At 39.5% G+C, this 24,267-nt stretch carries 24 protein-coding genes and 1 pseudogene; 15 read left to right on the forward strand and 10 right to left on the reverse strand.

The features are described 5' to 3' along the window. Window positions 1–52: 52 nt before the first annotated feature. From AAFX60_004585 to AAFX60_004625, 9 genes and pseudogenes are all read left to right on the forward strand, one after another. Window positions 53–447: pseudogene (locus AAFX60_004585) on the forward strand (acyl-CoA thioesterase). Next, window positions 440–637: a hypothetical protein gene (locus AAFX60_004590; GenBank protein XDF78435.1), complete on the forward strand. Its 198-nt coding sequence runs from the start codon at window positions 440–442 to the stop codon at window positions 635–637. The pseudogene AAFX60_004585 and the gene AAFX60_004590 overlap by 8 nt, the downstream one beginning before the upstream one ends. After that, complete coding sequence (locus AAFX60_004595; GenBank protein ID XDF78436.1) at window positions 631–1,059, forward strand: LolA-related protein; 429 nt, start codon at window positions 631–633, stop codon at window positions 1,057–1,059. Before AAFX60_004590 ends, AAFX60_004595 begins: the two co-directional genes overlap by 7 nt. Continuing rightward, window positions 1,043–3,415, forward strand: coding sequence for an MMPL family transporter (locus AAFX60_004600; GenBank protein XDF78437.1), 2,373 nt, complete (start codon window positions 1,043–1,045; stop codon window positions 3,413–3,415). The genes AAFX60_004595 and AAFX60_004600 overlap by 17 nt, the downstream gene beginning before the upstream one ends. Further along, a complete protein-coding gene (locus tag AAFX60_004605; protein XDF78438.1) occupies window positions 3,405–4,031 on the forward strand; it encodes a DUF3261 domain-containing protein in 627 nt (208 codons plus the stop codon). The genes AAFX60_004600 and AAFX60_004605 overlap by 11 nt, the downstream gene beginning before the upstream one ends. Before the next feature lie 5 nt (window positions 4,032–4,036). Next, the gene (locus AAFX60_004610) at window positions 4,037–5,224 is read left to right on the forward strand and encodes a beta-ketoacyl-[acyl-carrier-protein] synthase family protein (GenBank protein XDF78439.1); all 1,188 of its coding nucleotides are present in this window, start codon (window positions 4,037–4,039) and stop codon (window positions 5,222–5,224) included. Then, window positions 5,224–5,685, forward strand: coding sequence for a hotdog family protein (locus AAFX60_004615; GenBank protein ID XDF78440.1), 462 nt, complete (start codon window positions 5,224–5,226; stop codon window positions 5,683–5,685). The genes AAFX60_004610 and AAFX60_004615 overlap by 1 nt, the downstream gene beginning before the upstream one ends. A 19-nt stretch (window positions 5,686–5,704) precedes the next feature. Then, the gene (locus AAFX60_004620) at window positions 5,705–6,430 is read left to right on the forward strand and encodes a 3-ketoacyl-ACP reductase FabG2 (GenBank protein XDF78441.1); all 726 of its coding nucleotides are present in this window, start codon (window positions 5,705–5,707) and stop codon (window positions 6,428–6,430) included. Further along, window positions 6,427–7,662 (forward strand): beta-ketoacyl-ACP synthase, encoded by a 1,236-nt coding sequence (locus AAFX60_004625; protein ID XDF78442.1) that lies wholly within the window; start codon window positions 6,427–6,429, stop codon window positions 7,660–7,662. Before AAFX60_004620 ends, AAFX60_004625 begins: the two co-directional genes overlap by 4 nt. Before the next feature lie 242 nt (window positions 7,663–7,904). Here AAFX60_004625 and AAFX60_004630 read toward each other — a convergent pair whose 3' ends face one another. Beyond that, complete coding sequence (locus tag AAFX60_004630) at window positions 7,905–8,348, reverse strand: META domain-containing protein (GenBank protein XDF78443.1); 444 nt, start codon at window positions 8,346–8,348, stop codon at window positions 7,905–7,907. 316 nt (window positions 8,349–8,664) lie between these two features. Further along, window positions 8,665–8,943, reverse strand: a complete 279-nt coding sequence (rplY, locus tag AAFX60_004635) for a 50S ribosomal protein L25 (GenBank protein ID XDF78444.1) — start codon at window positions 8,941–8,943, stop codon at window positions 8,665–8,667. A gap of 198 nt (window positions 8,944–9,141) precedes the next feature. Between rplY and AAFX60_004640 the strand changes: the two genes are divergently transcribed. Next, entirely contained in the window at window positions 9,142–9,567 is a 426-nt protein-coding gene (locus AAFX60_004640) for a cytochrome c (protein ID XDF78445.1), read from the forward strand. A 17-nt stretch (window positions 9,568–9,584) separates the two neighbouring features. Here AAFX60_004640 and AAFX60_004645 read toward each other — a convergent pair whose 3' ends face one another. Further along, complete coding sequence (locus tag AAFX60_004645) at window positions 9,585–11,309, reverse strand: DEAD/DEAH box helicase (protein ID XDF78446.1); 1,725 nt, start codon at window positions 11,307–11,309, stop codon at window positions 9,585–9,587. A gap of 136 nt (window positions 11,310–11,445) precedes the next feature. Here AAFX60_004645 and AAFX60_004650 point away from each other — a divergent pair, with 136 nt between their 5' ends. After that, complete coding sequence (locus AAFX60_004650; GenBank protein ID XDF78447.1) at window positions 11,446–12,993, forward strand: phospholipase D family protein; 1,548 nt, start codon at window positions 11,446–11,448, stop codon at window positions 12,991–12,993. Between the two features lie 81 nt (window positions 12,994–13,074). On the opposite strand, the gene AAFX60_004655 is transcribed toward AAFX60_004650, so the two are convergent. Beyond that, window positions 13,075–13,749 (reverse strand): hypothetical protein, encoded by a 675-nt coding sequence (locus tag AAFX60_004655; protein ID XDF78448.1) that lies wholly within the window; start codon window positions 13,747–13,749, stop codon window positions 13,075–13,077. Between the two features lie 50 nt (window positions 13,750–13,799). After that, window positions 13,800–14,423: a lipoprotein gene (locus tag AAFX60_004660; protein XDF78449.1), complete on the reverse strand. Its 624-nt coding sequence runs from the start codon at window positions 14,421–14,423 to the stop codon at window positions 13,800–13,802. 450 nt (window positions 14,424–14,873) lie between these two features. On the opposite strand from AAFX60_004660, the gene AAFX60_004665 reads away from it, so the two are divergent. Further along, window positions 14,874–15,377: a YcxB family protein gene (locus tag AAFX60_004665; GenBank protein ID XDF78450.1), complete on the forward strand. Its 504-nt coding sequence runs from the start codon at window positions 14,874–14,876 to the stop codon at window positions 15,375–15,377. Window positions 15,378–15,499: 122 nt separating this feature from the next. On the opposite strand, the gene AAFX60_004670 is transcribed toward AAFX60_004665, so the two are convergent. Continuing rightward, a complete protein-coding gene (locus AAFX60_004670) occupies window positions 15,500–16,588 on the reverse strand; it encodes a methyl-accepting chemotaxis protein (GenBank protein XDF78451.1) in 1,089 nt (362 codons plus the stop codon). Window positions 16,589–17,047: 459 nt separating this feature from the next. On the opposite strand from AAFX60_004670, the gene kwaA reads away from it, so the two are divergent. Together kwaA and kwaB are read left to right on the forward strand one after the other, a co-directional pair. Then, window positions 17,048–17,626 (forward strand): anti-phage protein KwaA, encoded by a 579-nt coding sequence (kwaA, locus tag AAFX60_004675; GenBank protein ID XDF78452.1) that lies wholly within the window; start codon window positions 17,048–17,050, stop codon window positions 17,624–17,626. After that, on the forward strand, window positions 17,619–18,569 hold the full coding sequence (kwaB, locus tag AAFX60_004680; GenBank protein XDF78453.1) for an anti-phage protein KwaB: 951 nt from the start codon (window positions 17,619–17,621) through the stop codon (window positions 18,567–18,569). Before kwaA ends, kwaB begins: the two co-directional genes overlap by 8 nt. A 137-nt stretch (window positions 18,570–18,706) precedes the next feature. Here kwaB and secF read toward each other — a convergent pair whose 3' ends face one another. The 4 genes from secF to AAFX60_004700 form a co-directional block, all read right to left on the reverse strand. Further along, on the reverse strand, window positions 18,707–19,606 hold the full coding sequence (gene secF, locus AAFX60_004685) for a protein translocase subunit SecF (GenBank protein XDF78454.1): 900 nt from the start codon (window positions 19,604–19,606) through the stop codon (window positions 18,707–18,709). 3 nt (window positions 19,607–19,609) lie between these two features. Next, window positions 19,610–21,433 carry a protein translocase subunit SecD gene (gene secD / locus AAFX60_004690; GenBank protein ID XDF78455.1) on the reverse strand — a complete coding sequence of 608 codons (1,824 nt, stop codon included), beginning with the start codon at window positions 21,431–21,433 and terminating at the stop codon, window positions 19,610–19,612. 130 nt (window positions 21,434–21,563) lie between these two features. After that, window positions 21,564–22,070: a hypothetical protein gene (locus AAFX60_004695; protein XDF78456.1), complete on the reverse strand. Its 507-nt coding sequence runs from the start codon at window positions 22,068–22,070 to the stop codon at window positions 21,564–21,566. A 116-nt stretch (window positions 22,071–22,186) separates the two neighbouring features. Further along, on the reverse strand, window positions 22,187–23,092 hold the full coding sequence (locus AAFX60_004700; GenBank protein ID XDF78457.1) for a LysR family transcriptional regulator: 906 nt from the start codon (window positions 23,090–23,092) through the stop codon (window positions 22,187–22,189). Window positions 23,093–23,224: 132 nt separating this feature from the next. On the opposite strand from AAFX60_004700, the gene AAFX60_004705 reads away from it, so the two are divergent. Then, the gene (locus tag AAFX60_004705) at window positions 23,225–24,265 is read left to right on the forward strand and encodes an HlyD family secretion protein (GenBank protein XDF78458.1); all 1,041 of its coding nucleotides are present in this window, start codon (window positions 23,225–23,227) and stop codon (window positions 24,263–24,265) included. Window positions 24,266–24,267: the final 2 nt, after the last annotated feature.

The raw sequence follows: 24,267 nt of genomic DNA on the forward strand, positions 1-24,267 counted from the left end.
TGTGACTAATACAAATGAAGCTAAGCCAGTGAATGTATTAAGCGTAGAAGTGATGATCACAACCGCCTTTCAGGATGCGGATCCGATGGGGGTGTGTATCACGGTAATTATTTCCGATTTTTTGAAAAAGCACGTCATGAAATGCTTGAAAAAATCGGTTATAGCTATCGAGATATGATGGCGTCAGGCTATGTTTGGCCCATCATTGACACTCGTGTTAAGTACGTTAAATCCATTCCTTACGATCATAAGATCCGAGTGGAAGCGACACTAACGGAATGGGAAAACCGCATGCGTGTTGATTATGTTATCTATGATGCAGAAACCAACGTACGAATGACTAAAGCCCATACAATGCAAGTAGCGGTAAGCATAGAAACTGAAGAAATGTGCTTTGTTTCTCCTCGTGTATTTACCGATAAAGTAGAGGCTTATCATAATGCTTAATCTTAAACGTTATTGGTCATTATTGGTGGCATCGTTTGTTATGCTTTTTAGCGTAAATAGCTTTGCATTTAGTGTTGATGACTTGCAGCAACAACTCGCAAAATCGACGCTTGTTCGTGGTGATTTTAAACAAGTAAGAACCATGCAGATGTTTGCCCAGCCATTATCGACATCAGGGACTTTTTGTTAGATCATGAAAAGGGGTTATTGTGGCAACAAACAACGCCTTTTCCGATTGCGCTGACTTTAACGCAGAACAAACTTCGCCAATCCATTAATGGTGACACTCAAGTCATGACGGATTCAGATAATCCAATGGCGTTTTATTTTACTCGTCTATTTCTATCTCTATTTAAAGGGGATACGGAATCCATTAAAGAAAATTTCACTCTGCAATTAACGGGTGAAAAAGACGCTTGGACACTCATACTTACTCCAACTAAAGCCCCAATTGACAGCGTATTTAAAACCATAAAAATTGAGGGTAATGATTATTTAAATCGAGTGGTATTAAGTGAAGTGCGAGGTGACGTAACTGAAATGGTATTTACTAATCAGTCGACAGAACCTGCGACCTTAACAGAAGAAGAGTTACGTGTTTTCGAATTCTAATTGGATAAAACCACGAGTTTTAGCTCTGGTTTGGGCATTGGCTCTATTAGGAATCGCAGGGGTATTTGGTTATCAATGTACAACCAAAGGCGCACTGCCAATAGAAACCAATATCTTGGCGTTATTACCTGATAATCAACAAGATAAAGTTGCTCAGCAAGCGTTTGATAATATTGCTAATACCATGAGTGATAAAGTGGTGTTTGTAGTCAGCCAAACCCAAGGTGACAGTAAAAAACTGATTGAAGCGGTTGATCAGTTTAATGAAGAACTGGTTGCGTTACCTATGTTTGACTCGGTAACGGCAACGATAAGTCCTGAGCAACAACAAGCGTGGGGGAAATTTTATTTTCCTGCTCGCGCTCAGTTACTGACAGCACAGCAAACCCAACAATTAGAACACGCACCAGAACAGCAAGTTCAAAAGGTATTACACGCACTATACAATCCTTTTTCAGGTGTGACGGGAGGGGAGTTAGAGAACGATCCTTTCTTGTTATTTCGAGATTATTTATCAGGTTTAACTCAAAGCTCTGGTAATGTTCAAGTAGAGAATGGCTATCTGATTGCCAAACACGATGATAAAGAATACGTCGTGATCACCGCTGATCTATCAGGATCATCATACCAACTCTCTTTGCAGCAGCAATTACCTCAACTATTGTCACTTGAAAGCAAAGTATCAAAGACATTTTCGGTTGATATTCAACATACAGGTGTGATTTTTTATGCAGCCCATGGGACAGAAAGCGCCAAAGGGGAGATCAGCACAATCGGCCTTGGATCCCTTATCGGAATTATTGTCCTTGTCTTTTTAGTTTATCGCAGCACATTACCTTTGGCTCTAGCCTTACTGTCAATATCAACGGGTCTTGCTTGTGCCTATGTACTGACGATTGCTTTATTTGGTTCCATTCATTTGTTTAGTTTGGTTTTTGGTGCCAGCTTAATTGGGGTTTCTATTGATTATGCATTTCACTTTTTAACCGACCGACTTCATGCGGGCAAAAAATGGAATTCAGTGGTGGGTATTCAGCAACTGTTTCCAGCCATTACCTTGGGGCTAATTACCAGTTTAATTGGTTATTTAGGGATGCTTATTGCGCCTTTCCCTGGGTTACAGCAATTATCCTTATTTTCTGCCATTGGTTTAACAGCAGCCTATTTTACCGTGGTATGTTGGTATCCAGTATTGGCAAGTAAACCAAATCAATATAACCAAGTACCGATGCAACGAGCCTTGAGTCAGTGGCTTTTGGTGTGGCAACAACCGCTTATTCGATTAGTTTTACCATTGAGCTTATTGATTGCTGCAAGTTTTGGCGTTTATATGGCGAAATATGATGATGATATTCGTCAACTTCAAGCTTTGCCACATGCACTGCAGCAGCAAGAGAGAGAGATAAAAGCGATTACCGGTGTCGGTGGCTCTCAGCAACTATTGCTTGTACGAGACAGTTCTGAAGAAGGGTTACTGCAAAAGTTAGAAACCATATCGACTAAACTGGATAAACGTAGTGATTTCGGTGGTTATCAATCCATAAGCCGTTATGTACCGTCACAAAAAAGACAACAAGAAAATTACCAATTAGTTAAACACCTGTATCAGCAACAATCTGAGTATTATCAAAGTGTCATACAGCCAAAAACAGCGCTGGATTTTTCACAGCAATATCAGCCTTTGACTATAGATGGTTTCTTAGCATCACCAATATCAGACACGGTTGGTTTTTTATGGTTAGGTAAAATTGATGGTGTATTTGCCTCGGTGATCACGTTTAACCAAGAAGTGAACAGTACGGAATTGCAAGCATTTGCAGCGGATAATCACATTACTTATTTAAATAAAGCAGAAGAGATTTCTCGTTTATTTGCAGATTATCGACATCGTATTACTGAGCTATTGTTGTTTGCTTATGCCGCTATTTTCTTACTGCTGTTACCTCGCTATAAAATGAAACAAGCGTTTTTAATAGTATTGCCACCATTTATAGCAGGTTGCGCCGGCTTAGCTGTAACCGTTTTAACTGGCGTACCGTTGAATTTGTTTAACTTACTAGCCTTGATGTTGATTTTAGGGATCGGAATAGACTACACCTTGTTTTTCGCAGAGCAGAATAAGCAAAGTGATGATTCACATAAAGAAAGCACGCTATTAGCGATATCTTTATCTGCGTTAACAACGATTTTGTCATTTGGTTTATTGGCCTTGAGTGAAACCCAAGCGATTCATAGCTTTGGTATTACGGTACTTACAGGGATTATCGTGGCTTGGTTACTGGCTCCGTTAAGCCAACAAAATAAAGAGAGTAAAGAGCAGATTAATACGCTTTCGGAGAAAAAAGATGCATCATAAGGCCATAAAAATCCGCCACCTTATAGCGCTTGTTTTATCCTTTCTTTTGATGGGATGCGCAGCAAAACCGGTAAAGCAACCCAACCAAGTGGAAGTATCACAAGGTCAGTTTATTACCTTACCTCAGCCTGAAGAGTATGGCAGTGATTTATCACTTAGCCAGTTAATCTCCGTTGAATGGCAAGGAAAAAAGAATCAACTTCCAGTTCAACTGCAACTGACAGGTAATGACTTGGTATTAGCTGGCTTTGCCTCATGGGGTTCTCGTTTATTAAGTTTAGATTATGATGGCCAAACGTTAGATACTTACGTAATGGCAGGTCTAAGTGACACATTGCCACCACCAGAACAAGTGCTATTTAATGTCATGATTACCTTGTGGCCACTTGAAGCATGGCAAGAAAGTTTAACTAGCATTGGCTGGCAACTAAACGAACATGACAATCACAGAACATTAGTGAATGAATCAGGAAAAACAATCCTTGATGCTCGTTATGATGACATCACAGACAAATTAAGTGGTGAAATTGTGTTAACAAGTCCAGACTTTGGTTATGTCATAAAAATTAAAACGTTCTCGCATTCAAATACAACAACTCAAAATAATAACGGATAAATTAAATGAGTGACTTTCCTTTATATATACATGCGTGTGGCTCACATTCAGCCATGGGTAAAGAGGTTGATGAAATCCATCAAGTATTGAGTGGAAATAAAGCGCCATCAATGCACAAAGAGACAGGTTGGCTCAATGATGGAAAGGCGACAGTCGTTGGTAAAGCATTAGGTGAGTTACCTTTAGTTCCTGAGCATTTGGCTCATTGGGATACCAGAAATAATCAGCTTGTTTTGTCCGCTTTACAGCAAATCGAACCTCAAATTAACGCCGCAAAAGAGAAATACGGTTCAGATCGTATTGCTGTTATTATTGGCACGAGTACTTCAGGGATCTCTGATGGTGAAGTCGCTTTAAAAGAGAAGATGGAGCAAGGGGCTTTTCCTGCTGGTTATAGCTATAAACAACAAGAGTTAGGAAACCCTGCGGATTTTATTGCTCAATATCTTGATATCAATGGACCAACGTATGCGATCTCAACCGCTTGTTCCTCAAGTGGTCGTGTTTTCTTATCAGCAAAGCGTTTATTAAAAGCAGGGTTTGTTGATGCGGTTATCGTTGGCGGCACTGACAGTTTATGTCGTTTAACATTAAATGGTTTCAACAGCCTAGAAGCATTGTCAAATGAGTATTGCTTGCCGTTTAGTCCCAATCGAAAAGGGATAAATATTGGTGAAGCTAGCGCATATATGCTGCTAAGTGCAGAGCAAAAAGACTCTGATGATCCTATCGCTTTATTAGGAGCTGGAGATAGCTCAGATGCTCACCATATATCGGCACCGCACCCTGAAGGAAAAGGGGCAATTGAAGCGATGAATAAAGCGCTAACAGATGCTGGTTTGGAACCTAAAGACATTGGTTATATTAATGCGCATGGAACCGCCACACCGCTGAATGATGCCATGGAATCTAAAGCCGTTCATGCGGTGTTTGGTCATTCAGTACCGGTGAGCTCAACAAAACCATTCACTGGGCACACATTAGGTGCCGCAGGTATCATTGAAGCAAGCATTTGTTGGCATATTTTAAAGTATAATTTACCGCTACCTAAGCAGATTAATGACGGACAGCAAGATGATGCACTGGCTGATATTCAGCTTGTGGTCGATCAACCACTAAGAAAAAAAGCCGTTATTAGTAATTCATTTGCCTTTGGCGGTAATAACATCAGTTTAATTTTTGGATGTATTTGATGAGTAGTATTCCTCCTTTAATCGACCTTTTACCCCATGATACACCTTTAGCTCTTGTTGATGAGTTGATTGAGGTAAATGACTTATCGGTTCATTGTCAGGTGACAATCGGTGAGAATAATGTCTTTTTTGATCATGAGACGAAAACCGTTCCCGCTTGGGTTGGTATTGAGTTCATGGCGCAAAGTATTGCTGGTTGGTCTGGCTATCATGCGTGGAAAAAAGGCAATAAGTCACCAATAGGCTTTTTACTTGGTAGCCGTAAATACCAAGCTGAGTGCAGCGAGTTTCAACAAGGCGACACACTCGACATTTTTGCAGAGCAAGTGTTAGAGAATAATGGCATGGCCGTATTCAGTTGTTATATTGAACATAAAGGACAACAGTTGGCATCGAGCCAATTAAACGTGTTCGTGCCAACAGAAGAAAAATTAGAAGAGCTCTTAACGCCAAAGCAGTAACGCAGTAGTAGAGGACAACATGAAAAGACAAGTATTAGTGACAGGCGCCAGTAAAGGCATTGGTCGCGCAATTTCAGAGCAACTAGCAAAGGATGGCTTTTATATTGTTGTTCATTATATGAGTGATAAAGCTGGCGCAGAGACAACGTTAGCAGCAATTCAAGAGCACGGTGGTGAAGGGCGCTTAATTCAGTTTGATATTAGTGACCGTGCACAATGTAAAGCGACACTTGAGGGCGATATCGAAACTCATGGTGCATATTATGGTGTGGTAAGTAATGCTGGTATTACTCGTGACACCGCTTTCCCTGCGATGACAGAAGAAGAGTGGGATGGTGTAATTCATACCAATTTAGACAGTTTTTATAATGTACTTCATCCTTGTGTTATGCCGATGGTTCAGAAGCGAAAAGGCGGTCGAATTGTGACGCTTGCATCGGTGTCAGGCATCATGGGTAACCGTGGTCAAACGAACTACAGCGCAGCAAAAGCAGGCGTTATTGGTGCAACTAAATCTCTTGCGTTAGAGCTAGCAAAACGAAAAATCACAGTAAACTGTGTTGCACCTGGCTTAATTGACACAGGCATGGTTGATGAGCATGTGAAAGAGCATGCATTGCCACAAGTACCACTTCGAAGAATGGGTGAACCAGAAGAAGTAGCCGGTTTAGTAAGTTACTTAATGTCAGATGTTGCGGGTTATGTGACTCGCCAAGTTATTTCAATTAATGGTGGTTTAGTATGAGTCGTCGTGTAGTCGTAACCGGCATGTCTGGTGTTACCGCTTTAGGTAGTGATTGGAACACCGTAGGCGAAAACCTACGTAAATGTGAAAATGCCACTCAATATATGCCAAGCTTTGAAGTCTACGATGGCCTTAATACTAAGCTAGCAGCCCCGATTAATGATTTCACATTACCAAAGCACTATACCCGTAAAAAAATTCGTTCTATGGGACGTGTTTCTTTGTTATCTACCGTTGCTTCAGAGCAAGCCTTAGAGCAAAGTGGTCTTATTGGAAACGACATCTTAACCAATGGCCAAACAGGTATTGCCTTTGGTTCCTCAACCGGTTCTACCGATGCCGTTGGTGCTTTTGGTGTGATGCTTAATGAGAAATCAACTCGTGCTATTACGGCAACAACCTATGTGCAAATGATGCCACATACCGCAGCGGTTAACGTTGGTTTATTCTTTGGTTTACGTGGCCGAGTTATACCAACAAGCAGCGCATGTACTTCAGGCAGTCAAGCCATTGGTTACGCTTATGAAGCGATTAAACACGGTTATCAAACGGCAATGGTTGCTGGTGGCGCAGAAGAATTATGCCCAACAGAATCAGCAGTATTTGATACATTATTCGCAACAAGTTTAAAAAACGATGCGCCAAAAACATCCCCAAGCCCATATGACCAAGATCGCGATGGTCTTGTTATTGGTGAAGGTGCTGGTGCTTTAGTTCTTGAAGAGTATGAACATGCTAAAGCTCGTGGCGCAACGATTTACGCAGAGCTAGTTGGTTTTGCAAGTAACTGTGATGCTGCCCATGTAACACAACCACAAATGGAAACCATGCAAATGTGTATGGAAATGTCGTTAAGGGATGCCAACTTAGCGCCAGAGAAAATTGGTTATGTTTCAGCGCATGGTACCGCAACAGAACGTGGTGATATCGCAGAAAGTACAGCAACAGAGAACGTATTTGGCTCATCAATGCCAATCAGTTCATTGAAGTCTTATTTTGGTCATACATTAGGTGCATGTGGTGCGATTGAAGCGTGGTTATCCATTGAGATGATGCGTAACAATTGGTTTAGCCCAACATTGAACTTAAATAATGTAGATGAGCGTTGCGGTAAGTTAGATTACATTACAGGTACAGGTCGTGAAATTGAGTGTGATTACATCATGAGTAACAACTTTGCTTTTGGTGGTATTAATACATCACTTATCTTTAAGCGCTGGATTGAAGATTAATACCAATCCACATAAATATTTGATCATTCTTGCTTGTTAAAATCGATTATATCTGCGTTATAAATTTTGCAATTAGACCCACTAGTTACTGCAATTTATGCCTTGCTTTAATCGATTTTTCCTACGCAATTATCTGATCAACTACTTATCCGGATTGGTATAAGCTTATTTAGATAACAAATAATAAAAAACCGGTGAAGAAATTCACCGGTTTTTTTGTGTCTTTTAAAAGCAAAGCTAAATTAGTTTACCCAGTCACGTAGTGTGAAAGTTAGCTCGTGCTCTTGGCCTTTAAGGATAAGACCTTCTTTAGTTAGTGTAATGTCACTCCAAGTAGATAGAGTGCTAGACACAGCTTGTTCTGTTGTCATTACATCACCCATACACATTTTCATTGTCATTCCCATTTTCTCAATGCGGAATTGACCTTCTTCATTTAGCTCAGCTTGGCCAAAGAAGTTGTTACAGCCTGCATTACCATTTGCTGTCATCTTTTCGCCGATTTCAAGACGTGGAGCTTCCATTTCTTCTGGAGTAGCGATGTCTTTACCATCAACTTGAGTTAACTGCCAGTTGTGGTGTTGAAGCATGTCTGCAGAGATTTGTGCGTCAGTGTTGTTATCACCATTGCTTGCACAAGCAGCCATTAATACAGGAAGAGATACAGCAACTAATAATTTTTTCATTTGAACTCCTAGAGAGATTTATTAGGAACTACCTAATATTCAATTCATTTTAGTATAAAAATTTAAAAATGCCTAATGTCAAATGTACGTAAAAAACGGCGTTCAATTAGTTTGTGTTTTAAAAATAAGAATAGGATATGAACGGAATTCAAATCATGCTCGGGATGAATAAGTAGGGTGAAAAAAGGAAAGGAAAAAACAGAGTACCAGATAGATTAAAGCCCCGATACTGGTAATATCAGGGCTTTAAAGGGTTTGTTATTTCAATTGGTAAGAAAGAAATAGCAATAATGCAAAAGAGTAAAACAGACTCGAATTAGATGCGGATGAAGTCCATGTGCTCAACTTTAGGCTTAAACGCGTGACGTTGAACGTCTTGCGGTTTAACCTTAACAGCAGCGCCATCGATTACTAGCTCAATTGCTTCGTAAAATGCTGGCTTGTCCATTTGGTTGATCACTGCGTCATGGTCTAGTGCGATAGAAACTGGCGCTTCTGTGCCACCATAAACGATTGCTGGGAATTTACCAGCGTGACGAAGGCGGCGGCTCGCACCCTTACCTTGTTCAGTACGTACTACTGCTTCAAATTTCATAGTCTTTACTCTCAAATAGTAAAATAAATAAATGCCGTTAAGCTTAGCGACCTAACTTAACAGACTTTTCGTTTCGAAAAACGAGCGCGGATAATAGCATTCACTTGGTTAACTCACAACCTATTTTCGTGAATTTACTAAGAGAATTTGCTAATCTGGCTTTTAAAAGCCGATACTATCAAATCAAATGGAGTTGATATGAAAAAAATAGAGATATTAGGCCTATTTTCTTGTTCTTTAATGGCCAATGACTTTTCAAGTGAAATTGAACAACGACAAGATAACTTTCAGCATTTAGACGCCACTGCCGACCAATTGGATGAAGCGTTTGATAATGAAGTCGTTGAATGGGACAAAATTATACCATTAGCCAAAAGTGCATACTTAACGGTACAAGAGCAAAAAACACTGTTTCCAGAAGGCAGTGCGGATAACAGCAGAGCAAGAACAAAAATTTGGCAACAAAAGCCAGAGTTTGAAGAGAAGTTCACCGTACTTGCAGAGCAGTTTCAATTATTAGAGAAAGCAGCGAAAAATAAAGATGAACAAGCAGCAAGAGAAGCACTTAGTGGCGCTTATTCTCAATGCCGTTCATGTCATATGAGTTATCGTTCTCTATGGTAATCGTGTTTTAAAAACCGTTACTCTTCAAATATTTTGTCGCGAATGGACCAAAACTTACCTTGCTTACGAGCAATCACAAAGCTAGGTGGACGAAAACGGTGTTGGTTATTCGCGATTTTTGTTGCCGCCGTCTCTTCAAACGGGCGATGTCTATCAACAAGATGCGGACGAACGAAACTCTTTAAGAATAGCTCTTTCTGCTTTTTGGTTGCCAATTGCCACACTTCATGAATTTCAGAATCATCATCTCCAAAATAGGTGACTTTTATTTGTGGTTTATTAAATTGATTTTTTCCTGCGGTTAATGTCAGGTCGATACAATTTAAGATCCGTGCATCTTTTAGTTTCAGGGCTTCTTTTAGCTTCTTATCTGGATCAACTAAAATGGCATCGCATTCATGGCATACACGAGCTGCTATATCATTATCAGCGCCGCATTCATTACAATATTTGGCTCTAAAACGATAACCGCACTCTTCACGTGTGCCTTCGTCATCTTCAAAATAACCTTGGCAGCGACGGCCAAAATGCTCAAGCAAAAAACCGTTACTGTCTAACTTGCCCCAGAAATTATTATTAAAGCCGCAAGCTGGGCAGGGGATAGTAATGATTTCACTACTGCTATCAGGTTTCGGGTCGCCAACTTCTGGCTGATATAAATCATAACAGTTACCTGCATAATCTAAGACCGTACACTCGGTTTTACCTTCAGCAAGACGAAGCCCACGACCAACAATTTGTTGATATAAACTCACCGATTCTGTTGGGCGTAAAATTGCAATTAAATCAACATGAGGCGCATCAAAGCCCGTGGTTAATACTGACACATTCACTAAAAATTTCGTTTCTTGATTTTTAAATCGTTGAATGATGGCATCACGATCAGCCAATTTAGTATCACCAATGACCAGTTCAGACTCGGCTGGCGGCAATAAAGAAAGGATCTCTTGAGCATGGCGAACGGTAGCAGCAAAGATCATCACGCCTTTTCTGTCTTTCGCGTATTCCACAATTTGCTGAACGATTTGTGGCGTCGCACGTTTTGATTCTTCAATCACCAAATCTAATTCTGACTCTTTGTACTTACCTGTAGAAGCCGGTTTTAACTGTGAGAAGTCATAACTTAATACCGGTGCATCTAAGAGTTTTGCAGGGGTTAAAAATCCTTCATCTAATAGATATTGAATAGGAAGTTCAAAAATACAATCACGGAAAAAGCGAGGTGTATCGGTTTTTACCTGTCCACGAGTGTGATACTGATAAATCCAACCAATTCCTAAACGGTAAGGCGTCGCCGTTAACCCCAGTACTTTTATGCCAGAGTTTTGGGTTTGTAAGTGCTCAATAACTTTGCGGTAACTGGTGTCTTTGTTATCTGGCACACGGTGACATTCATCAATAACTAACAGAGAAAATTGATCTTTAAATTCATCAAGATTACGAACCACAGATTGCACAGAGGCAAATACCACCTGTTTATTGGTCTCTTTTCTACCTAAGCCTGCTGAGAAAATCGCTCCCTCTAGACCATAGCCTTCATATTTCGCATGATTTTGTTCAACAAGCTCTTTAACGTGAGCAAGTACCAACACACGACCTTTCGCTATTCGTGCTAGCTCTGCAATCACCAAACTTTTCCCTGCACCTGTAGGCAGTACAAGTACCGCAGGCGTCGTATGTTTTTGGAAATAATGGATAACCGCTTTAACAGAATCTTGTTGGTAAGGTCGTAACGTATACATGGATATATAAACAGTGGTTAAGGCAAAAAGGCATCATATCAGAATATATAAGATTACTCTTTGTTTTCTTGCTAAGATTAAAACAGTTCTTATCTATCGCATTGGTTATTCAACATTAACAAAGGAAGTTTATTCAATGTCAGTGCTTAAACGCATTCATGTCACTCTATTTTTTGTCGCTATTCTTTCAGGTTGTGGTTCGCTTCCTAATGAAATTGAACACACGAACGAATCGGTAACAGCACCATTAAGCAGTTCGCTTTCTGAGTTAAGTGCTTCTTTCCAACCAGCTCCCTCAACAGCAGAAACCAGTGCTGTTTTGTTGCAAGATTCGGGATGGGATGCATTAGCGCAACGTTTAGCATTAATTGAGACAGCAGAGCACAGCATTGATATCCAATATTATATTTGGAACTCAGACACCTCTGGTCATTACCTTGCCAGTCGTCTATTAGCGGCAGCTGATCGTGGTGTTAAAGTGCGTGTCATGTTGGATGACATCAACTTAAATGAACGTGAAGATCTACTTGTGGCGTTAAACGCGCATCCTCAGGTTGAGATCCGAGTATTTAACCCCATTCCCACTCGCCGTGGCGTCACCAAGTGGGTGAACTTCTTAGGGGATTTTTCTCGTTTAAATCGTCGTATGCACAATAAATCATTCACTGTTGATGGCGTGTTCTCTGTTGTTGGTGGGCGTAATATTGGTGATGAGTATTTTGATCTTTCTAACGAGATTAACTTCCGTGATCGTGATGTGTTAGTTCGTGGTTCAGTCGTCCGTGATATACAAACCAGTTTTATCGAGTATTGGGACAGCCGTTGGTCTTACCCTGTGGATTTATTAGCAAAAGAAGCTTCGCAAGAACCACTTTTACAAAAACAACCAGTGTTAGATGAGATTGATGCACCTGTTTATAAAAACTACCCAGCTTTACCAGAAGGAAATAAAACAGCGCATCAATACTTAACTAATCTAATGGATAAAATGACTTGGGTTAATGCTAAGTTCGTATTTGATCGCCCAGTACCGCTTAATAAAGACAATACCGATGAGCCTAAAGAGACCGCAAAAGCCCTCGGCAAATTGGCCAGTGAATCCAAGAAAGAGATCTTATTAGAATCGGCTTACCTTATTTTTGATGATAACCAACTTAAAGGGTGGCAAGCGCTTATTAATACAGGTGTTGAGATAAAAGCGCTTACCAACTCAATGGCATCGAACGATTTAACCACTAACCACTCAGGTTACGCAGGTCGTCGTCAAGATATGCTTGAACACGGCATTCAGCTTTATGAATTGAAACCTGAAACAGAGTTATGTGAAGAGTCGACCAAAGACGTTTCTAAATGTGCACCAACATTACCTTATGGACTTCACGCCAAGTCAGCCGTTTTTGATGACAATATCGCAAGTATCGGTTCTTTTAACTTCAATTTGCGCTCAACGTACTTGAATACAGAATCGATTTTAATCATTGAAAATCAAAAAATCGCAGAGCAACTCACTCAAGATATTGAACACGCTATGGATGAAGAAAACAGTTGGCACCTAAAACTGCAAGAGGGTGATGTTCGTTGGTATTCCGGTGATAAAAGTTGGGAAAGTGAACCAGAGACTGGCCGTTGGGAGCGATTTCAATCTGGATTCTTACAGTTATTACCAATAGAAAAGTATTTGTGATTTAACTTTGAATAGGAACCTTGTGGTAATTTTTCGTTATTACCACAAACCCTAACACTCAGTGTTTACTCATAAATCGAATTAGAATGACATTCGTCCACCGACAGTCCAGCTATATTCTGTCTCTGTCATACCATAGTAGGTACGGTTGGGATTAAAAGCGGATACTTTTGCGTATGGATAAATATGCCATACAGGGCGCATTGTACCAATTGACAGTTCCCATTCTGCTGCTTGTCCTTGGTTAAAATCAAGCATGTCCGATTTGTCTTCAGCATAATGATATTCCAATCTGCTCGTAATATAAGTGTGCTGAAAATATTTAGCGGCAGCAAAATAGGTCGAATACTTATTTGCATCATCAACGGTTATCCACGTAAAGCCATTACGAACAAACTCACTGGTGACACCAAATTTTGCAGAATACCCATCAAAGAATCGAGCGGCTGAGAGCTCAACAAAGTGTGTATTGGTTTTAACGCCATCAATACCGACTACTTCTGACATAAGCCAATCATCTCGTATACCGTATTCATAGTAAGACGCAAGTTTCCAACGGGGATTTACGAATTTATGATAGCCAATTCCTAGGCCAACCCAGTTGTCATTGTCTCCACCAATATATAAATAGGTATTATTCGTTACTGCTGCGGTAACGCCAACTTCTACGACATCCTTTTCAATTGATAAATCAATTCCAGCAATAGCTGAAGTGCAGAGCATCATTGCGCTGCAAGTCATTGAAATGGTTTTCATGTGATAACCTAGAAAGGTGCTCCTAGTACGTAACTAGGAGCGAGGGAACATTAGTTTAAGCGAGCGCGAATTGAATCACGGATAGTGTTACGGTCTATCTCTGGGCTTGAATTTTCCATAAATGGTCTTAAACCACCTTGAACAGTATCACCACCAATGATGATGGATTCACCATCAATAACAATTCCAAAGTCACCTTCATAGTCGCCTTGGCGAATGATACTTACGTAATGGTCATTACCGTCTTGGTCTTGAACAATCATAGATTGACCATGCCAGTCAACGTTCTTAATAACGAATATATTGCCATTTGTATCTGTAATAGTGCTTCCTGAAATCGTGTAGCTTGCCTCTGGACCATTATCAATTGGTGGCATTTCAGGGCCGCCCCATACAGGAGGCAGTCGATCTGGTGTATTCCCCGTGTCTAATCCCCAATCAGGTGTATTATCGATGTCTGGAATCGATGGTACAGGTAGACCAAACTCAGGATCAGCGAGTCCCCAATCAGGAGTATCACCAACATCTAAACCCCACTCAGGAGAGTTATCAATATCAGGAATAACAGGATTACCAGGGTTTGTTTGTCCAGAGCCACTAGAGTCGCTTGAAGAAGAACAACCAGACAGCAATAAAGCACCTGATACTACAACGGCTAAAAGAGATTTATTCATAATGTATCACCTAAAGTCTTATCAAAATTTACTGACTCTTCAATTGGTCAGTGCAGAAAATATCACCCTTTCCTTTGGCGCAATGACAGAGACTTTTTTTGGTACATCAACAACCTAGTACCATTAGACAAAAATCAAAACCACGCTGTTTGCAATCCATGCGAGTTATTTGTTGAGAGAGATTATGATAATTAGAGGAGGGGATATCTAATGATGATTACTTTAGATAGTTATAAGCTTAGCTTATTATTGGCTTGTTAATTATGTCTATCAATAACTTATTCGCAGGAAAAGAACCATTTTCAAGGGCAAAAATTAAAAATGAAGAAAATGCGAAATGAACAAAGCATCAAAATAGTTAAAGAAAAACATCGATAAACGATACAATAGGTGAGTTGCAAGATGGCAGCATAAAAGACTCATTCACATAAAACCGTAAAGTAGCCCTATATGTCTAAAGATTTTAGTGTCACCACAGAATACGTTCTCGACAAGACCTTCTTTGCAGAATGTTATGATCAAACTAGTCAGCCGATTACTTTTCCGAAAGCCTATTTAAAAGGAATACTCTTTTTCCTTTTTGGTCTGGCGTTATTAAAACTTGAGCTATTACCTAATGGCTACATTGGTTGGTTCTTTATTGCGTTAAGTATTATTGAAGCGTTCAGTATTTACTTCAAGAGAACGTGGTGGCTATGGCGACAATCCATCAGCTCACTCTCTGGCAGTAAAGTGGTGTTTAACGTTGACGCAAATGGTGTGAGTTATAAAAGCCTTAAAAACACCAAAAACTCTCGCACTATCGCTTGGAGTGACATCGACCAAGTTGAACAAAGCGATTTAGGGCTTATCTTTCATATTGGTAAACAGCGCCAATACGTCAGTAAATCGTGCTTAAATGAGGAAGAAATCGCCTTTATTTTAGAGCAGCATGAAGCATCAAAAGCAAACTAATCTAATCACATTTTGATTTGAATAGCTGGGTTATTCGCATCACGAAATGATGTGAATACTTTTTAGTGGTGGGATGGGCTTGATAATCCACTCAAGCCCACAATCGAATTGAGATAAATACTTTATTTGTCTGCAACGATTTCATCCATTAAACGATCAATTTGGATTACGACTTGTTCGCTTGAATCTTCCATTGCATTAATTGATGTAATCATATCAGCCATATTACCTGTTTGAGCTTTACTCATGGCTTTACGTCCATTGTCGTGAACTGCCTTGTGTGGCTCTTCCAGTAGAGCATAGCTTTTTAGATGATCATAAGCTTTGCCACTTCCTTTGTAGTACCACTGACCCAATCGACATTCAGAGTGAGTATTAACGGTTTCGTCGAATGAGTGTTTTTGCAGTAAGCGATACACATTGTTTTTCCAAATCGCATGGTCAAGTTTTACCGTATCAAGGAATGCTCTCGTTGAGGCTACATAAATGATCTCTTTCATGTGCTCTGATTTATCAACGACCTCATTTACGATAGTTCCAATTTGTGCTGAAGAGGCCGATACTTCTTCTGCACAGGCTTGGTTTTCATCGATAGATATTTTAATGGCATCCACTTGAGTTAACACTTGGTTTACTAATGAATCAATCTGCTCGCTAGCATCACTGGCTTTGCTTGCTAGGGTTCTTACTTCATCAGCAACAACAGCAAACCCTCGGCCTGCATCACCTGCACGAGCCGCTTCAATCGCTGCATTGAGAGCAAGTAAGTTTGTTTGGTCAGAAATTTCTTGGATAGTAGAGACAAGATGAGAGATGGAGTTAGCCGTTTTATCTAATATTTGAACAGATTTAATGCTTTGGGTTGTTTGAGAGCTTATTTCTACGGCTCTATTGTCAAGTCGAGTGAGGGCTTGATGGGTTTGTTTAAAGACTTCGCTAAGTTGTTCTAGGTTTTCATTCTCTTGCGCCATCGATTGAGCGCTTTCGACCATCGCAGTTCGAATGGTTTGAAGCATATCACCACCTTTTAAACTGCTCGAAATCAAACCGTCGCTACTTTGATAATCTTGTTGTACTGAGATGACTTGCTGTTTAGCTTCTTGGAGCTGATCTTCTAATTTCTGAATATCTGTTTGGTATTTATTTTTAAGGTCAGATAACTCTTTTTTTAGAGCTTCATTTTCCGCTTTGACTCGATTTAATCTAAACATAAGCTAAGAAATTAATTAAATGATTTCCCGAGTCTACCTAGAATGGTTGATTTTTGTCATACCAAAGGTAATAGATATTGGTTAATTAAGTAAAATATTTGAGGTGGCTACACCTAAGTATAATCGTTACTTAGTGATTAAATAATGAGTCATTTGCGTACTATATGACACATGCAATTAAAGCCGTCGTTTTAAGTTCTCTAGATTATTGATGCGAATAATAGGCTTAATCACATCATGTTTTGATTTGAATACTTCTACATTTGATACATTTTGCTTGTGAATGAGATTTTGATGACATAATTAAGATTATGTAGTTGTAAAAGATGGGTGGGTCAATATACACTCGCCATTTATTGTTACTGATATTGATTGTTTAGTTGTTCGATTAAGGCTAGAAATGAAGTTATAAATGCTCATTTGTTTCTTATACCGAAGGCTAACTATGAAGGGTTCATTTTGGGAACGAAAGAACAATCTCAGTTGTATGTGCTTTCATTGTATTTTCTGTTTTTAATGATTGCTGTTTTAACCTTCCGAGTTGAAGCATTTACAAATTTATACGAATGGAATTTTAATAAGTTTAGAATTGAAGATTTACTTTTTGCATTATCACTCGTTTTGATGGCTATATGTGAATACTTACGTAGGCAGTTTGAACGATATCTTTCTGGTGGCGTTGGCGATACCCTAACTGTCATTGAATGTCGAGGGGAAGATTATGAAAACCTTACATTTTTAGCTACATATATCATACCGTTTGCTGGTATGAGTTTTGATACTATAAATAAGGTCGTTGCTTATGTTTTATTGCTAGTTGTAATTGGGGTGATATTTATTAAAACTGAAAAATATTATGCAAATCCGACGCTTGCAATATTTGGATATCGATTATACAAAGCTGATCTTTCTGATTCTAATTCTTTTTATTCATCAATAATGGTTATTTCTAAGAGCGAACTCAATGCAGGTTCAAATGTACACTATAAGTTTCTTTCAGATTCAGTCTGTTTTGTTAGAGAGATAAATAATGAATAAAGCAAAGGTTAAAAGTGATATTAAAGATGTTGTTAATAGTTGCACAGGAATTAAAGTTTTTTTCTTAGATAAATTTAATAACGTACTTGATTCAGATATAGATAATGCTGCTTTGCAAGATTACAAAATGAGATATGTTAATTTTTTAATTAAAACTTATATTGAAAATGTAGCATTCGATTGTATTCCTCTTTCACAAAATGATGGACGTTCACATACTTTATACTATTATGACTTTAACGATAGAATTGCTGAATTAGATGCTATTGATACTGCACATACTCTTCCTGCAAATAAAAAGATTGATATATATCCAATAAAGCATACAGGTCTTCAAGATGTGCATGCTGTGGTTGTTCGCCTAAAAAACAATAAAGGCGAATCAATGAGTTTCTATAATTTGGTGAGAGCCGTAAATCTGTTTAAACATGAATCTAAATTTATGGTTACCTTTAGTAACAATCGGATTATTCCTGTTAGTGAAGATGTAATTAGATTGAATACTGATTTTATTTTTGCACGCGTTAAAGATTATTATTTGATTAAAGAGCCGAGTAAATTTGAAAGGGACTTTGCGTTTGATAAAATAATTAGATCTAAAGCTAAAGATTTTATATCAGACCTTAGAGCTATGTCATTAATTGATTGTTCTGTTAAGTTCGAAAGTAAACTTGATAACGATTCGACTTTTGCGCGCAAGTTTGTAAAGGTATTTAAAGGCTCTGCTGTTGTAGAAAGTAATCTGACAAATCAGCAGTTGATTGACTTTGCAATAAATCACCCAGTGTTTAAAGAAAAGCTTAAATTAAATGCGGCTGGAGATAAATTTGATCTTAATAGTCTCGCTAGATGTGATAACTTTTTAAAATTGCTAGATGAAGAGTTTCTTGTTTCAGAGCTAACTAAACAGAACTACCATGCTAAAGTAAAAGATAGAGTATAAAACCTCAAATTTATTGTGATTTTATCTTGAATAGAACTTATTAAATTTTAACAAAAAAGGGATCTAGCCTAAACCAGATCCCTCAACATCAAGCCGCATTCTCTGCGGCTTTTTACCATCTATCTAAACCGTAATTCTTACGGCTCTTCAGAAATCGGTTTTGGCTTGTAGTGCTCTGAGTTCAAACCAAAATACTCAGGTAAACTTGTACCCACCGATATAGAAGACCAAGTACCTGTTACGATACCGATGAACATCGCAATCGCAAAGCCCTCTAGTGGACCGCCACCTAATAACCATAAAGAACCAACAGTGATTAGAGTAGTACCTGATGTCACCATAGTACGAGAGAAGGTTGCAGCAACCGCCTCGTTATTGATCTCTTGGATAGATAACTCAGGCTTGGCAATTAACAGCTCACGGATTCTATCTGCAATGATGATAGAGTCATTTAACGAGTAACCTAAAATCGCCAAAATAGCGGCTAGGGTGGTTAAGTTAAACTCCATTTGAGTAGCAGCAAAGAAACCAAGTACAAACACGATATCGTGGGTTAGGGCAAACAGAGAGCCAGAAGCCAAACGCCATTCAAAACGGTAGCTTAAGTACGCTAAGATAACCAAAACCGACACCAATAACGCCATGCCACCTTGTTCAGTTAGCTCTTGGCCTACTTGTGGACCTACGATACTGGTATTTAATACTTGAACATCGGTATGCAGAGGAGCAAGTACCTCTGTCAGTGGTGGAAGTTCTGTACCATGTGGTGGAATCGCATAACGTAGAACCCAACGACCCGGCTCACCAGAGGCAATAACAGCAACATCTTGTTTAAAGCCTGCATCCAATAATGGCGCAATTTCACTGTTGGTGATTTTGCTATCTAGCTGAATTTCACTCACGATACCGCCAGTAAAGTCCAAGCCCCAGTTAAGGCCTTTGGTTGCGATCATCGTTAATGCGAAAATCATTAAACATACCGAAACCACACTCGTCATGTGACGCCATTTTGTTGCATTTTTCATATTTATAAACATAACTTAAACCCTAACATCATGACGAGAATCACGACCCCAAACTAAATTGATAATGGCACGTGAAGCGAAGATGCCGGTGAACATACTGGTTAATAGACCTAAGCCCAGTGTTAATGCAAAGCCTTGGATAGGGCCGTTACCTATGGTGTATAGAACCACAGCGGTAATCATGGTGGTGAAGTTGGCATCGAAAATGGTACCAAATGCACTACTAAAGCCTCTATCAATGGCTTGAGCCAATGTTCGACCTTCTTTCTGTTTATCTTTAATACGTTCAAATATCAGTACGTTGGTATCAACCGCCATACCTACGGTCAGTACAAGACCTGCAATACCCGGAAGGGTAAGAACCGCACCCGGAATAAGAGCAAGCAGACCAAATAGCATTACCATGTTGCCAATAAGTGCAATGTTGGCAACCCAGCCTAAACGACGGTACCACACCGCCATAAATAGCAGCGTTAAACCAAGACCAAGACCTAAAGCCGCAAAACCGTTTTGGATGTTTTCAGCACCTAGCGTTGGACCAATAGTACGTTCTTCAACGATGGTTACAGGCGCAGTTAATGAACCAGCACGTAGAAGTAGAGCAAGTTCTTGAGATTCTTGAAGAGAACCAGAACCTGTGATTCTAAAGCGGCTGCCTAGCTGACTTTGAATTGTCGCAACACTGATGATTTGGTTACTTTGTTCTGTGTTACCTGCGCTATCACGGCTGTATTCGTTGTATGAGGTTGCCATTGGCTTGCCCACATTGTGACGAGAGAACTCAGACATGATTTTGCCGCCTGAACTATCAAGAACAATGTTTACTTCTGCCATGCCCATTTCACCAAGACTCGCACGAGCATCAACAATGTGATCACCCGTTAATACTGGTTTTCTGCCTACACGAACTGGTTGGCCGTTTTGGTCAGGAATAACCATTGTGCTGCCAGTGCCTTGTTCTTTTACTGCGTAGAAAGCAAGACTTGCTGTCGCACCGATAACGTTTTTCGCCGCTGCTGGATCTTGAACTCCTGGAAGCTCGATACGAATGCGGTTTTCACCTTGACGTTGAACCAGTGCTTCGGTAATACCTAACTCTTCAATACGGCTACGCATGGTTTGAAGGTTTTGCTGTACGGTTAGATTACGTACGGCAATTTTTTCATCTTCTTTTAGCGTTAATTTAAGATCAAAACCGTCATCATTGGTGATTTGCCAAGTAGGGTAGTTTTTATGAATGAATTGACGAGCAGCGTGGCTTGCTTCTTCTGAAGGTAAGTGAACCACTAGCGTATCGCTGTCTACTTTTTGTAAGCGAACTGAGCGAATGCGTTCTTCACGTAGTTCTTGTTTTAGCGAGTCAGCTAATTCGTTACGTTGTGCTTGGTAAACTTGGTTTACGTCTACATCCAGTAAGAATTGCACACCGCCACGTAAATCAAGACCGAGTTTGATTGGTTCAAAGCCCATGTTTTGCAGCCAAGCTGGTGCTGCTGGTGCAAGAGACAATGCTAATGTGGTGCCTTTTTGGCTTTCATCAATCACTGAACCAAGCACATCTTTAGCGGCAACTTGTTGTGCTTCATCTTTCAAAATAACGATGGTTTTATCGCCTTTTTGTTCGATGCGTTTTACGTTAATGCCTTGCTCAGTCAAGGTGTTTTGTAGTGATACAACCGATGGAATGTGTCCATCTTTGTTGGTGATTTGCACGGCGGCATCTTCACCATACCAAGTCGGGATCGCACTCAATAATAGAATAACAAGGGTCGTAATAAGTACGATGTATTTCCATTTAGAATAATGGTTCAGTCGTTGTATTGGTTGTTTTCTTTGCATAATAATTTCACCTCACATACGACAATACGTATGCGAAAAAGTCACAAATCTAGCTAGATCAAATGCTTATATAGATTGGTATAAGTACAGAAATAACTAAGTGATAAATCGATGGATTTTGAATGTGAAATTAAGCAGCAGGGAACAGTCGATGACTGTAGAGGAGGTTACTTTCTTTCCAAGCAGAGACTCGAGAAACCGATGAATAGCTGTATAACGCCCAATCAACACTTGGTTTTGGTTTTTCTTGATAACCAATGGTTAATTGTTCAGCAGGGATAGCTGGGATCTCTAACGCTAATTCATAAACAGGAAAGACTTCTTCTGGCTCATGGCGTGCTAGGTTTGCCATACGCGATGAGTTACCTACACCAAGGTTTACATTATGGCCTTGAGAAGAGTTTTGAGAATGGGAAGAGAGCGTATTGCTTGGGGTGTCTGTGACATTACAAGTTAAGAAGTCAACTTGATGTGTTAATGACGGGTCTAAAGTAAGGTTCACTTGAATGGTAGAATGTTGCTCGATAGTGAAATCGGCAATCACGGTGTCACTGTTTTGCTGATATGAAGATGCCTGAGCAAGCGAACTTACCCCTAAGCATAAACAGATGATCAGTAATCGAAACAGTTGTACCACGAAAAATCCAATGATGTGACAATAGACCATCGCATCGTATTCGATGAATGGCCTTACTGGCAAGTGAAATTAATGGATTAATAAAAATTGATGTAATTTTTGTTGTTTATTTCGCTTTATTTTCTTGCCGCATTCTTTGATTCAAAGCGTTCAAGTACATGATCAATAAAGGCTCTTAATCGTTTTGGTAGCAATTTATTTTGAGGGAACACCAAGCTAATAGCCACTCGTGGTAAATCCCAATCAGGCAAAATTCGTATTAACTCTCCATTGTTAATGTGCTCACGACAGATGAATTCAGGTAATGAAGCTATGCCTAAGCCACTCAAGCAGGCGGATTTACAAGCAGTAACTGTATTGACTTTTAAGCGGTAGGGTAAGTTAACTCGAATCGCTTTATCGACCTGATTAAAGTAAAGGTTAGGCACTTTAACTGCGTTCACCACTCGGATTTGATGATGAGGCGCTTGGAGATCTTCAGGGGTTTGAATATACCCATAGTTATTTAAATACTCAGGACTCGCAACAATAATGCGCTCAGAAAAATCAATGGTTCTGGCCACTAATGAAGAGTCGTTGATTTCCCCAATTTGTACGTAAAGATCAATATTATCGCCAATGATATCCACTTCACGGTTGGTCATTTCAAGGTTAATCGATACCTCTGGATAATGTTTTAAAAAGCTATTGATGTAATCAGACATGACGTTATGTCCAATTTCTACTGGCATGGCTAAATTGAGATGACCACGAATGAGGTTTTGGTTTGCGGTGAGCTCTAACTCGGTTTGTTGCATGATATCGAGCACTTTTACGCTGGCTTGATAAAAGATTTCCCCTTCTTGAGTTAGGCCTAATTTTCGTGTTGAACGAGTGATGAGCTTCACACCTAGGTGTTCTTCGAGCTCAGCTAATTTTCGGCTTACTGTTGATTTTGTCATTCCGAGATTCGTTGCAGCTTGAGTAAAGCTACCAGAATCAACAACTTGGTTTAATAGTGTGATGTTATTTAAATCCATCATAAGGGCGTAACCTAATCATTAGTAAGAATTATGCAACAGTGTTTCCTTTTTTTCCTATCTAATCAATTAATCTTTTAGTTTTATACTCTGTATCCACAATATTAGAATTTTATAAAGATAGGTAAAGCCTCAGTGACTGAATTAAAAAAGAAGAAAAATAAAGCACCGTTAATCGCAACAGTCATTTTTATTTTATGTGGCGCCTTGGGTGCAGGTTATTGGTATGGCTACGGTCAGTATTTCCAATCAACGGATAATGCGTACCTTCAAGGCGATATCACAACAATTAGCTCAAAAGTAGGTGGTTATATTCAACAAACCTTAGTTGAAGATAATCAGAAAGTAAAAGCAGGGGATTTATTAGCAACCATTGATGATCGTGATTTCTTGGCTGAACAAGAAAAAGCGGAAGCCAATGTTGCTGTTAATGCGGCGGCAATTACGAATTTAAATGCTGAGCTGAAACTGCAAACGATACGAATTCGTCAATCTGCAAGCCAAATTGAGTCGGCACAGGCGGATCTTGAGCGTGCTCAACAACAAGTAAAACGTACAAAAGCGTTAATTAAAAAGAATTACTCTTCACAGGATGAATTGGATAATAACGTTTCACATTTGAAAGTGGCGATTGCGAATCTAGATGCAGCAAAAGCGAATTACCAAGCATCGAAAGAGCAAATCAACGTAATTGAAAGCCAAATCGGTCAAGCAAATGCAATGCTAAACCAAGCAAAAACAGCGTTAGACCAAGCGAATTTGAATTTATCTTATACTAAGATTTATGCGCCAATTGATGGCATCGTTGGTAAACGCAGTTTACGTGAAGGTTTATTAGTTCAAGCGGGAATGCCACTACTTAGCCTAGTTCCAACCAAAGAAGTGTGGATTGAAGCGAACTTTAAAGAAACACAGTTAGAAAAAATTCATCATGGTCAAAAAGTGTTTGTTGATCTTGATGCTTATCCTGATCTGCATCTAAAAGGGATTGTAGAAAGCTTCTCGCCAGCAACTGGTGCTAAATTTGCACTTCTGCCACCAGAGAACGCAACGGGTAACTTTACTAAAATTGTGCAACGTGTGCCGGTTAAGATCAGCATTTTAAATACTGATTTACTGGATGGTAAATTGATCCCGGGTCTGTCTGTTGTTGCGACTGTTGATACCCGAGGTTAAGC

The organism is Aliivibrio fischeri (assembly GCA_038993745.2).
Lineage (GTDB): Bacteria > Pseudomonadota > Gammaproteobacteria > Enterobacterales > Vibrionaceae > Aliivibrio > Aliivibrio fischeri_B.